At 36.1% G+C, this 12,999-nt stretch carries 12 protein-coding genes; 5 read left to right on the plus strand and 7 right to left on the minus strand.

Annotated elements, in window-relative coordinates:
* Positions 1-25: 25 nt before the first annotated feature.
* The 5 genes from IPP32_11580 to IPP32_11600 all read right to left on the minus strand — a co-directional run bounded on the left by IPP32_11580 (position 26) and on the right by IPP32_11600 (position 5,024).
* Positions 26-1,039, minus strand: a complete 1,014-nt coding sequence (locus tag IPP32_11580; protein ID MBL0048722.1) for a methyltransferase domain-containing protein — start codon at positions 1,037-1,039, stop codon at positions 26-28.
* Between the two features lie 79 nt (positions 1,040-1,118).
* Positions 1,119-2,216, minus strand: coding sequence for a DegT/DnrJ/EryC1/StrS family aminotransferase (locus tag IPP32_11585; protein ID MBL0048723.1), 1,098 nt, complete (start codon positions 2,214-2,216; stop codon positions 1,119-1,121).
* Positions 2,217-2,249: 33 nt separating this feature from the next.
* Positions 2,250-2,663 carry a GxxExxY protein gene (locus IPP32_11590; protein ID MBL0048724.1) on the minus strand — a complete coding sequence of 138 codons (414 nt, stop codon included), beginning with the start codon at positions 2,661-2,663 and terminating at the stop codon, positions 2,250-2,252.
* 102 nt (positions 2,664-2,765) lie between these two features.
* Positions 2,766-3,746 carry an SDR family oxidoreductase gene (locus IPP32_11595; protein MBL0048725.1) on the minus strand — a complete coding sequence of 327 codons (981 nt, stop codon included), beginning with the start codon at positions 3,744-3,746 and terminating at the stop codon, positions 2,766-2,768.
* Positions 3,747-3,902: 156 nt separating this feature from the next.
* On the minus strand, positions 3,903-5,024 hold the full coding sequence (locus tag IPP32_11600) for an FkbM family methyltransferase (protein ID MBL0048726.1): 1,122 nt from the start codon (positions 5,022-5,024) through the stop codon (positions 3,903-3,905).
* Between the two features lie 184 nt (positions 5,025-5,208).
* On the opposite strand from IPP32_11600, the gene IPP32_11605 reads away from it, so the two are divergent.
* Complete coding sequence (locus tag IPP32_11605; GenBank protein MBL0048727.1) at positions 5,209-6,840, plus strand: LamG domain-containing protein; 1,632 nt, start codon at positions 5,209-5,211, stop codon at positions 6,838-6,840.
* 39 nt (positions 6,841-6,879) lie between these two features.
* Here the strand turns inward: IPP32_11605 and IPP32_11610 are convergent, their stop codons facing one another.
* Positions 6,880-7,524, minus strand: coding sequence for an acetyltransferase (locus IPP32_11610; protein ID MBL0048728.1), 645 nt, complete (start codon positions 7,522-7,524; stop codon positions 6,880-6,882).
* 84 nt (positions 7,525-7,608) lie between these two features.
* Positions 7,609-8,844, minus strand: a complete 1,236-nt coding sequence (locus tag IPP32_11615) for a hypothetical protein (protein ID MBL0048729.1) — start codon at positions 8,842-8,844, stop codon at positions 7,609-7,611.
* 126 nt (positions 8,845-8,970) lie between these two features.
* On the opposite strand from IPP32_11615, the gene IPP32_11620 reads away from it, so the two are divergent.
* The 4 genes from IPP32_11620 (at position 8,971) to rny (ending at position 12,946) form a co-directional block, all read left to right on the plus strand.
* Positions 8,971-10,449, plus strand: coding sequence for a polysaccharide biosynthesis C-terminal domain-containing protein (locus IPP32_11620; protein MBL0048730.1), 1,479 nt, complete (start codon positions 8,971-8,973; stop codon positions 10,447-10,449).
* A 73-nt stretch (positions 10,450-10,522) separates the two neighbouring features.
* Positions 10,523-10,816: a hypothetical protein gene (locus IPP32_11625; protein ID MBL0048731.1), complete on the plus strand. Its 294-nt coding sequence runs from the start codon at positions 10,523-10,525 to the stop codon at positions 10,814-10,816.
* A gap of 69 nt (positions 10,817-10,885) precedes the next feature.
* Positions 10,886-11,185, plus strand: a complete 300-nt coding sequence (locus IPP32_11630) for a cell division protein ZapA (protein MBL0048732.1) — start codon at positions 10,886-10,888, stop codon at positions 11,183-11,185.
* A gap of 216 nt (positions 11,186-11,401) precedes the next feature.
* Complete coding sequence (rny, locus tag IPP32_11635) at positions 11,402-12,946, plus strand: ribonuclease Y (GenBank protein ID MBL0048733.1); 1,545 nt, start codon at positions 11,402-11,404, stop codon at positions 12,944-12,946.
* Positions 12,947-12,999 lie beyond the last annotated feature (53 nt).

Below are 12,999 nucleotides of genomic sequence, written 5' to 3' on the forward strand. Positions count from 1 at the left end.
CTTGCACTGTGAAATAGCCTGCTCTCTATTTCAATTTGCTGGATACTTTTTTTAATAATCCGCCGGTCATTGCATCGGCGTTGTTATACATTAATTTCACTTTTGCTTTTAAATCCATTGTTTGTGCTTTTTTCACTTCCTCATCGGCATTGCGCCATATACGTGGAATCCCATGAATATCTTTTATATCTATTACATGTGCTTTAAACTCTAATTCAAATCCAAGCTTTTTCAGATACGTCTCCATATTCATTTGTCCGGCCGGTTTCCAAGTATATGCATTATCTCGAATATATAATATACCTCCCGGTTTAAGTACCCTTTTAAACTGATCCATTACAAAACGAACCAACTTTGAATTTAGCTCCGGCAGCACTTGCACACACATTACCATGTCCATTGAAGCATCCGGAATTAAATCGAAACGCCATGTTGGAACATGTTGAATTCCATTGAAATTGGGGTCAAATTTAAAGCTATCCGGATTATCAATGTAATCGTTCACCTTATCGCTAATGCTATGATAGTAAAGGTTTTGCAAACAATAAGACGATTCGATAGCATCCACTCCGACATACATTCCTTCGCTCCGGTTACCTACCCACAGGTTAGACTGGCGGCCATACCCGGCACCAAAATCGAGCACATTTTTAATTTTGTATCGCGCTGCACGCGGATAAGATTGCGGAATAAAAAAATCGTGAGCATTATTTACACCAACACGTTTTAAATAATTTTGATCGGTAAAAGGAATACCAAGGTTTTGAAAAATTTGCTTTTCATTTTCGAAACTTTTTAAAGCCAATTTTTCAATTTCAGTGGAATTGGTGTAATCGGGAAAGTCCTTATCAAACCAATTCATCCAACGCGGTAAATCTTCCTTTCCTGAAAAGGTAAAAAAATCATTTAATAAATTATCGTAAGTATATTTTCGATTTTTTAATTGCTTTTGATAATCCCAAGAAACCAGCCAGGATTGGATCCGGCTTTTATCTCTCTCGAATGCAGCAATAAATTTATCTCGTAGTTGATTCGGCATTAGTATTTATAGAACCCTGAATAGTTATGATGATTATGATTTTTTTATGATTTAAATTATTTTCAAGAAGGTGAGTTTTCTATTTAAAAAATAAATTTATTTTTTCGATTACATAATTCACTTCCTCATCGGTAAGTTGCGGAAATACAGGCAAGCTTAATATAGTTTCGCATTGTTTTTCAGTAACCGGAAAATCTCCCTTTTTGTAACCCAAATAGCTAGCAGCCTTTTGCAAGTGAATAGGTACCGGATAATGGATTTTGGTATCTATGCCTTGTTCGCTTAAAAATTTCATCAATGCATCTCTCCTCTCTGATTGAATAATGAAAGTATGGTATACCGAATGTTCTTTTTCAGTATCGGTTGGAAGGTATAACGGTAGATTTTTTAAACCTTCGCGATACATACCTGCAATGGCACGTCTGCGGTTATTCCATTTATCCAACTCATTAAACTTTACGTTTAAAATGGCTGCTTGTAAATTGTCAATGCGCGTATTGAAACTCCAAAAATCTACTTCATCGCGGCTGCTGTGGCCATGTGTTCGGGCTTTGGTAAGGTAGCTGAATAAATTATCATCATTGGTTGTAATAACTCCACCATCGCCACAGGCAGCTAAATTTTTTAAAGGGTGAAGACTAAATGAACCTGTAATGCCAAAAGAACCCACTGCTTTATTATTGTACTTTGCCCCTACTGCTTGCGCTGCATCTTCGATAACATGTAAGTTATGCGCCTTTGCAATAGCAAGAATGGCATCCATATCAGCCGGGCGTCCGGTGAGGTGAACAGGGATAATTGCTTTTGTTTTTTTGGTGATTTTTCGCTCGATTTCGATTGGATCGATGTTATAATCTTGACGCACATCTGCAAAAACAGGGGTTGCTCCTGCTAAAGCAATACTGGATGCAGAAGCTAAGTAGGAATTGGGGGCTGTAATTACTTCATCGCCGGCACCTATACCCAAAGCGCGCATGCTTAAAATCATAGTATCGGTACCGTTACCGACTCCAATAGCGTATTTGGTTTGGCATAAATCGGCAAAACGTTTTTCAAATTTTTGGGTTTCTTCGCCTAGGATAAACTGCCCATTATCCAGTAATTTACCAATACTATCAAGAATGTCCTGTTTAATTTCCTTATGCTGAATACCTAGGTGAATATAATTTACTTTCATGTCTTAAAATAGAACGCTGATTAATTATGATGATTATGATCTCTTATGATTTTTTAGCGCTTTGTATTCACTGCTAAAAACCTTCCTCCTAAATTCCGGTTTCTTTCCAAAATTTAATAACATCCCTACTTCAATTTCAGTTGCCTTTAAATAATTTACCAATTGATTTTCATGTTCTTGACTCAATCCCTCTGCTGCCTTTACTTCAATAATTACAGTATCATCAACAATTAAATCAGCATAGTATTGACCTATTTTATTCTCCTCGTAATAAACAGCAATTGGATATTGTGAAAAACAAGAAAGTCCCAATTTTCGAATTTCGAAAAACAAAGCGTTTTCATACACCTTTTCTAAAAATCCATATCCCAATTTATTATAAACATTAAAATAGCATTTTATAATTAAATCGCTAATTTCAGAGTATTTATAATTCCCATTTATCATATTACATACTTCCTTAATTGTACGTAATTATAATACTATTAAAAAAATTAATTTAGTATATCACATCATAATCATCCTAAATAATCAGCGTTCCATCCAAAGCTACTCCAAATGAATGTGCTGCATTAATTTTACGTTGAAGTATTTATCGTCGCTAAGCGAGTTAGGGATTAACCCAGCCTCGAAGGCCTTTTTTAAATCGCTGGCGGCATCCTCGATGGTGTGTTTTGCAACAAATCCAATATCGTTTTTAATTTTTGCAGATGAAATGTGGTAGGAGCGCAAATCATCGGTTGGTGTAGTTACGATGTTTACATTTTGACCTACAACATTTTTAACCATTCCGGCAATTTCGCTAATGGTGTGGTTTTCGAAACCGGCATTCCAGATTTTTCCTGCAATTTTTTCTTTGGGCAACTCTAACAGCAAACAATACAAATCGGTCATGTCTTCGATGTGGATGTTTGGACGCTTTTGAGTGCCACCAAACACGGTAATTTCGCCCTTGTTGATAGCGAGGTTGGTTAAGATATTAACGGATAAATCTAAGCGTAAACGTTTACCATATCCACAAACCGTTGCAGGGCGGATGGTACAGGTAGTGAAATCATCGGATTGAAATGGCTTCAACAATTCTTCGCACATTGCCTTAAATTTGGAATAATCGGTAAGCGGCTCTAATTCCATTCCTTCATGAACGTTGGGTTCTTCTTTAATCCCATAAACACTGGAAGAAGAAGCGTAAATAAAGCGTTGAACACCACTTTCTTTCGAAATTCGAACCAAGGGTTCAAATGCATCGAGGTTTATGGTTTTGCCTAAAGTTGGATTCAATTCAAAGCTGGGATCATTACTGATACAGGCCAAGTGGATAACTGCATCCTGACCTTTCAGAATTTTTTTGAGGAGTTCTTGGTCACGGATATCACCTTTAACAGCTGTTAGATTAACGTGTTGAGGCAAAACCTCTTCGCCATAAATCATAAGGTCGAGCACTGTAACGGTGTATCCTTTAGAAAGTAATTTTGGAACCAAAACCGAGCCTACATATCCGGCCCCACCAGTAATAAATATATTTTTCATTTTCAATTATTTGTAAGGTTGATTAAATGCAACATGCCAAATAACTAGTAACATCGAGTGATGCAGCTAGCTTTTTGGCAATTTAAAAACGCTCAAAAAACGGAGTGCAAATATAGGGTAAAAAATGAAAGAAAGGTGCGCAAATAAGGACTAAAACTAAACTCTGGCAAACAATACTGTTTCACTCGTGTAAACTGTGAAATGATCTAAGTAAAATTTGTATCCAAGTTGTAAATCATCAATAAATTTAATGATTTTAGTAAAATCGTCCATGTTGTGGTAAATGGAAAGTGCCAATTTAGGTTTATGCTTTTTGATTGTTTCCACAGCGCCCCTCAAGGCAAAGGGTTCAGCACCTTCGATATCGGCTTTAATAAAATCAACTTTCTGCAAATTTATTGATTTTGCCCAATCGTCGATGGTTGTAGTGAGCGTTTCACCGTCGGCGTTTTCGATTGGATTTAAACTCACTAAACTTGCCCCACCTGCTTCTTTAAAATAAACCTTTTTACCAGAAATATCCCAAACCGGACGATTCACAATTTCGACTGTTTGCGATATTTCATTAAGCTCAAGATTTTGTTTTAATATTTTTAAATTGCTAGGAATAAATTCATATACATACACCTTTCCACTTGGTGTAATATTATTAGCAAAGTAGATAGCAGTATCACCATAGCAACCGCCTAAATCAATAACAACATCACCTTTAGAAGCATTTATAAAATCATTCCCGGCAAGGTGATATTCGTATTGCTTTAAAACCATAGTATTGAGTACAGTTTTAGGATTAATATATAATTGAGCTTTAATGTTGATTTTATTCATATCCATAAAATACAGCTCAAAAGGAAACCAGTCTAATTTTATAACTTTTGATGCATCCTGAATACCTTCAAGGGTTTTTAATTTATTCCAGTACTCAGGGGATTGAAGGGGAAGTTTAACTTTATTGTATCCTAAAATTTTAAAAGCCATTAAACGAAGTAATAACTTTTTAGATTTTTCATCCGCCAAATTATCATACAAAAAGCTTAAGCCATCCAGGTATTTCCCTAATTTATACATGCCGCTTAAAAAAACTGTTTTATAAAAGAAATCGTTTCTTAAAAGCAGCCCTAATACATACTGATTATAAAAAATGCGTTTTAGGAAATTAATTACCTGCTTGTGCAATGGAGCACCTTTGGGGCGGGCATTAAAATCAAAATTATCGGTATAATAATTTGAAGTATTTAAAATTAATTCCTTTCTCAAGAGTTGTAGAAACATTTTCATTTTTTTAAGGGCGCAAATATAACGTAAAGTAAGATACTTTAAGAAAGGTAATTGTTTAGATTTATTAGAGTGATTTAAAAAAAAGATAGATGAATTCATATAAAACGATTATTAGGGTTTATTAGAATAAAACAATATATTTGTTAATGAAGAATTATAAATCATTATTAAATCTAATTTAGATATGAAATCTCCCTACTTATCTATTCTGTTTTTTATCGCTATTGTTTTCTCGGTTAATTCTATAGCACAAACAAACAGAGTTGCTATGCAGCTCCCTGCAATCAGCGTTCCATCCTACGTGCCATCAAATAATCTTATCGGATGGTGGCCATTTAATGGAAATGCAAACGATGAAAGTGGTAACTCTCACAATGGTGCTGTCAACGGGGCCACTTTAACAACAGACAGAACAGGTAATGTTAATGCAGCATTTGCTTTTAACGGGATAAATAATTCAATAACATTGGGTAATGTCTTAAATCCAGATGTCCAAAATGCAATTACTATTTCAGCCTGGTTTAGTGTTGCGCAAAGTTTAAGTAACAGTAACCAATATACAGGCATTGATATTGGAAAAAAACCAGTAAATCACCTTTCTTTAAGAACGGTGTCTTCAAAGTTTCAATGCGTACATGGTCAACCAAGTCCACCCAACGCACATTATGTGAGTGTAATGTCTACTGCAACTAATGTTAATCAGTGGTATCATGTGGTTGGCATATATAAAAACAATGAAGCTCATCTTTATGTGAATGGAATTGAACAGACTGATTTGGCAAACATCGGAAATTTATTGAGCACAATTCCAGCTGCATCTGAATTGTTTTTTGGTGTGGCTTATGTTGATAATTATGTTCCATATTATTATAAAGGGAAATTGGATGATATAGGAATCTGGAATCGAGAATTGACAGTTTGTGAAATTAAGGACCTATATCTTGGTACAATCACTTCAAATACTATAATCACCCCAAGCATGGCAACTGCTAACATAGGTGGTCAAGTTCAATTTAGCACCAATGTATCATCCGGCACAATAATTCAATGGCAAACTAATCCTTTGAATCTCGGCTGGCAGAATGTTAATAATAATCAGAACTACTCAGGCGCCAATACTAACAATCTCGCTATTAACAACTTAGCACTTTCAAATCATGCTCAAGTATTTAGGGTATTAGCCACAACTGGGAGTTGTGGTGATACTTCAAATATTGCTTCAATAGCTATTTCAGACACTTGCATTAATTCTGTTACCGACACTAATTATGTAACACTGACTGATACCAACTATGTAACGCTAACGGATACTAATTATATTTCTATTATAGATACGAATTATGTGACGATTTCTGATACCAATTATGTCTTAATCACTGATACAAACTATGTTTTAGTGACAGACACAAATTACGTTACCCTAACAGACACAGTTTATATTACAGTTACTGATACATTGGTTATCAATAATTGCCATGGACATGGACATGGACACGGGCACGGGCACGGACATGGCCATGGAAATGGGAACGGTCATGGGAATGGGAACGGACATTGTAATGGTAACTCAATATCCGTATACCCAAATCCATCTCATGATTATATAAATATTGATTGTAGTAACTTCACTTCACTAACTGGATGCACATTACAAATTGAGGACACATTTGGCCAGATTGTATTTACAACTCCTGTTTTGCAACAGTTAGTTTCCAATATAAATATTTCTAGCTGGAGTATAAATGGGACATATTATGTTCGATTACTAGATGCGCAGCATAACAGTCTTGATGTTAAAAAAATCCTTCTGAAGTAATTGAAATTTAAAGTATAAAGACTATAAAAGTGATTGGAATTAAATTAAGTTTCTGGCAAATTTGCCAGGAACACCAATTACTTGAGTATACTCCGCAACATTTCTAACAATTACTGAACCTGCACCGGTTATAGCAGCTTCGCCAATAACTATATCCGGAATAACAATCGTCCCGGCTCCTAAAAAAGCATCTTTACCTATTTTTACTCTACCGGCGGTATGCACTCCGGGTGCGATGTTAGCGCCGTCTTCAATAATATTGTCGTGATCGATGGTTGCTGCAGTATGAATATTAACACTGTTCCCAATTTTAGTTCCGGTTACTACAATCACGCCTTGGGCGATGTAACAGCCATAGCCAATTTGCACATCGCTGTCGAAATGCGCAGTTGGATGAATGGCATTTATTACTTCAATTCCCGAATGAATTAATTTTTGGGTTAGATTGCGGCGCATAGCGTTGTGTCCAATGGCAACAATACCTTTTGAAATAGTTAATTTTTTCATCAACTCCGGCAACTGCTGCATGGTTCCTATCACTTCATAACCCCGAATGGTTTCACCTATTTTATTTTCATCGTCATCAATAAAACCGGCAATATCAAACTGTTTCATGGCAAGTAATATTTCCAACACTACTTTGGCATGCCCGTCTGCTCTGGCTCCTACGATAATTGTTTTCATATTTTTATATTAATAACACGCTGATTTTTTAAGATGATTATGATAGGCTAAGATTTTATTTATTTCAAATTTGAATAGTCCAACTTAATCAAAAGTTGAATAAAAACGAATTAATCTGTCAATATTTTTTTTAATGGATAAGTGCTTTCGCGTGCTTTCTATTGCCAACATAAAATTAGAATAATCTTTGTTTGCAATATGTGCGCTAAGTGTTTTCAAATCATCCAAAGAAATTGCACTTCCAATTTTGTATCGTTCCACCAACCAAGCTTGATAAACAATATCCTTTGAAACTAGTATAGGTATACCGGCCTCTAGATAATTAAACAACTTTAAGGTAGTTGCATATCTTAACTTATCGGCGGATTGTTCTGATAATTCTTTAAAAAAAGGCAATATCCCAAAATCATACTTGCCTAACTCTTTGGCCAAATCGTGTTGGGCCACTGCACTGTGAAAATGAAAAAATGAGTTTTGATTTGCAATCTTTTCATATTCTTCATAATCCGCACGAATGTTGGATGGGGAGGGATATATGTGAAAGTGAATTTTTTGATTACTTAAGGTTTCAATTAAGCCGTGAAACTGAATGTTACCATATTGCTTTGGATTGCGATGACTTCCGGCCACTCCACCGGCGTAAACTAGGTGAATTTCATTGGGGTTAAAGCTTTTAGTATGGATTTGAAAAAAATCATCGTCGCAATACAAAGGAAAAAAAAGCGTTTTGGGTTTCGGCTTAATTTCATACTTGCGAAATGCCACATTTGCTTCTAAACAATGTGCTACCACCCCATCGGCCATTTGCAAACATTCCTTTTCATGCGGCAATTCCATTTTAAGCCAATTTAAGTTGGGATGTAATCCGTAATAGGTGGCGTACACATCTTGCATGTCATGAACATAAGGCGCTTTCACACTTTTACGTGCTACATTGCAATAGTAACTTTTTGGCGCAAATCCATGCACTAAATCAATGTGTGTTATAGATTTTAAGATGCGTTTTAAATGCCAATTATTTCGAAAAAGTAGTGTTTCATCAAAACTTGCATCGGTATATTTTTCAACAAAACCGCGCTGATGACATACTAAAATAAAATAAAAATCGCCTTCTCGTTTCAACCATTTAGCCATGCGAGGAATACGTGGAGGTAGAAATTCACCAACAAATACAACTGTTTTACGCGCAGCAACTGATGTTGAATTCTTTTTAGGTGTTGCTGTGAGTTGATAGCCCAAAAAATCAAAAAGCGATGTACTTTTGTCCCAAAGCAGCCAGCGAATTTTGTAGAAAATAATTTTTAGATTAGCGGAGTTCACAAAATTTTTGGTTTGCCAACAAAGATAATTTAAAATGTAATAGAACGCGGATGACGCGGATTTTGTGGATTTACGCTGATTATAATCGTTAAAACCCTCAATCTTAATTTTCAACACAACATCACATTGGGAATAATAAAAAAGCAAGGCATAAAGAATACACTTATTTCTTACTCAGGTATTCTTATTGGTTTTATAAGCCTAGTTGTATTGCAACCACTGCTTCTAAAGCCCGAAGAGCTTGGTCTTACACGGATACTTTACTCCTTTTCAGTAGTTGTAGCTACTATTATTCCATTAGGCATAAGTAATGTTACTATTCGCTTTTTCTCGCTTTTTAGCGATAGGTCAAAAGGACATCATGGCTATTTTGGCTTTTTGATACTCTTTCCATTACTTGGTATAGCGGTTGTTTCGTTGTTGCTGCTTTATTTTAAACCCTTTTTTATTGCTCAATATAGTAAGCAGTCAAAGTTATTTGCCGATTACTTTATGTATGTTTTTCCATTGTCATTTTTTATTGCTTTGGTTTCGGTTTTTACGAGTTATTGCGCCTCCTTGTTTAGAACCACTTTCCCTGTTTTTTTAAATGACATTTTAATTAGGGTTATTTCGCTTATTTTATTCAGTTGCTATTTTTTAAAATGGATTAATTTGGACGCTTTGGTATTGTTGTTTGTATTAATATATGGTGCTCAAGTTCTTGCCTTACTTTTTTACATTTTCAAGATTGATACCCCCAGTTTAAAAATCAATTGGCCATTTTTTGAAGAAAACAATGTTAAAACATTGGTGGAGTATGGTTTGCTTTTTTCGATTGCGGCCATAGCAGGCATTGGATTGCGTTATGTAGATTCGGTAATTATTGGGATGTATCTACCACTTGCATCGGTTGGCGTGTATGCTATTGCCGCACTTATCCCTACAGTAATTGAAGCCCCTTTAGCTGCCATCGAAAAAATATCGAACCCGGCCATCGGTAAGGAATGGGAAAACGGAAATATTGCTGAACTCACTAAAGTGTATTACCAAAGTACCAAGTATTTAATGGTAATTGGCGGTTTACTTTTTATAGGCATCAACATCAACATACAGTCGGTTCAAAATTTACTGCCTGTGGCTTACCGTCAAATTGTGGATGTGGTTGGTATTATTAGTTTGGGAAGCTTAATTAATGTTTCAACAGGAGTTAACAGCAGCATTATTTTTTTAAGTAAAAAATACAAGGCGGGATTAGTTATGTTATTGATGTTGTTTTTTGTTACCATCCTCTTAAATGTACTTCTTATTCCACGCTATGGCTTAATTGGAGCAGCCTTATCAAATGCAATTGCAGCCATTTTATACAATGGTTCCAAATACATTTTTTTATACCTGCGCTATAAAATGCAGCCCTTCGATAAAAATATTGTGTTGGTAGTAATTCTAATAATCAGTTGCTTTGCCTTAAATTTCCTCCTTCCGAAGCTGAACAATTCAATTCTTGATATTATTTATCGATCCCTCATAATCAGTTTCATATACGGGATAGCAATTCATAGCCTTAAAATCATTCCTGAAACGGAAGAATATTATAGAAAAATCAAGAATCGCTTCATTAAGTAAATGCGATTAGCGCCACCACCTTGTAAAAACGCCAGTTTTTTAGTAGCTTTGCACTTCGTTCAAAATAAAGTGTATGAATGAGTTGGAAAGAGTTGTAGCCAGCCTGCAATCTAAAATCGAAAAATTAATACATTTGCATAAAAAGCATGAGGAGGAAAACACTCAGCTGCTTTTTGAAAAAACAAACTATTTACATAGCCTTGATACGCAAACCAAACGAATTAAGGAGTTGGAAAATTTAAATCTGGAATTACAAAACTCTGCCCGTTTATCGGTGGGGGATTCATCCGCTAAAATGGAGAATAAGAATAAGATAAACGATTTAGTGAAGGAAATTGATGAGTGCATTGCGCTGATAAACAAGTAACAAAACGTAAAAGACGAGTAAGGTGGTAGGATTGACAAGGTTGAGCACCACTTAAAAATCTAAAAGCAAATGCCGGAAGTTTCAATTAAAATAAAAATTGTCAGCCGCGAGTATCCGCTTACCATTAAAAAGGAAGAGGAAGAAATAGTTCGCAAAGCTGCCGACTTGATTAATCAACAAGTGAACGAATACGAGAAAAATTATTCCGTTAATAATAAGCAAGATTTACTTGCTATGAGTGCCTTGCAACTTGCTACTCAGGTTGTTAAAACGCAACAAGCAGCGCAGGAAACGGGAATAAACTCCAACTTGACTAATCAACTAATTGAACTCGAGCGCTACGTTTCTGATTACCTGAATAAGGCGTAATTAGTGCATGTCTATCGATTAATGTTTTAAAAGAGCCTTGTATCTAGGTAGCGTTTAAACATTAAATCTACCCAATTGCATTCTGCATTGGGTTATATTTCCAACACGATTTTTTTGTTTTTGAGGGCGAGAAGCTTTCAAAATGGGTTTACCCAGGCATTTCGGGGAATGTGAAATGCACCATTTATGTTTAATTATTTTTATACCTAATTTAAAATGATGAATATTATTATTATTATTTGTGTTGGTGTGGCTTGCCTGGTTGTTGGGATTTTACTGGCCAATACAATGTTAAAAAAAGCACTGGAGGCGAAAAGCCAGCAGGTGTTGAAAGACGCTGAAGCGGAAGGAGAAGTGATGAAAAAAGAAAAAATGCTTCAAGCAAAAGAAAAGTTTTTACAATTAAAAGCAGAACACGAAAAATCCATCAACGAAAAAAACAATCAAATTCAAGTTGCTGAAAACCGCATCAAACAAAAGGAACAAGCCGCTTCACAAAAAATGGAAGAGCTTCAGCGCAAGCAAAATGAAGCAAATGCCCTGAAAGAGAACCTTACTGTGCAATTGGAAGTAGTTACTAAAAAGCAGGCTGACCTAGATAAATCGCACAAGCGACAAGTTGAACAGCTGGAAGTTATTGCTGGATTAAGTAAAGAAGATGCCCGCAATCAATTGGTGGAAGCATTAAAAGCTGAAGCCAAAACCCAAGCCATGGCACACATCAAAGACATTGCCGAAGAAGCCAAGTTAACCGCCAGTAAAGAAGCGAAGAAGATTGTTATTCAAACTATTCAACGCGTAGCTACCGAGCATGCAGTTGAAAATTCGGTTTCCATTTTTAACATCGAAAGCGATGAAATGAAAGGTAGAATTATTGGTCGTGAAGGCCGTAATATCCGTGCCTTGGAAGCTGCTACCGGCATCGAAATTATTGTAGACGACACTCCTGAAGCAATTATCCTTTCGGGATTTGATCCGGTGCGTCGCGAAATTGCTCGATTGAGTTTACATGCGCTCGTTACCGATGGTCGTATACATCCCGCGCGTATCGAAGAAGTGGTAGAAAAAACCAAAAAACAAATTGAAGAAGAAATTATTGAAATTGGTAAGCGAACAACTATTGATTTAGGAATACATGGCTTAGCTCCCGAATTAATTCGCATGGTGGGGCGTATGAAATACCGCTCTTCTTACGGTCAAAATTTATTGCAACACTCCCGCGAAGTGGCTAACCTTTGTGCCATCATGGCAACAGAACTTGGACTGAATGTGAAACTAGCCAAACGTGCCGGATTATTGCACGATATTGGGAAAGTGCCTGACGATTCACCCGAAGTTCCACATGCTATTTTGGGTATGAAGCTAGCCGAAAAACACAAAGAACATCCCGATGTTATTAATGCCATTGGCGCCCATCACGATGAAATTGAAATGACCAGTTTAATTTCTCCCATTGTGCAAGTATGCGATGCTATAAGTGGTTCACGTCCGGGCGCACGCCGCGAAATTGCTGAAAGCTATATTAAACGCTTAAAAGATTTGGAAGCCCTTGCATTGGGTTATCCGGGAGTATTAAAAACGTATGCTATTCAAGCGGGGCGTGAATTACGTGTGTTGGTTGAAAGCGAAAAAATTTCCGACAAAGAAGCTGAAACACTTTCTTTTGATATTTCTCAAAAAATTCAAACTGAAATGACCTACCCGGGACAGGTTAAAATTACCGTTATCCGCGAAACGCGAGCTGTTAATTATGCGAAATAACCCTTAGCATGTTATTCATTTGAGAACTGAGAAAACGATAATAGACTCCTCGT

It is taken from the genome of Bacteroidota bacterium, from assembly GCA_016721765.1.
GTDB lineage: Bacteria > Bacteroidota > Bacteroidia > UBA4408 > UBA4408 > UBA4408.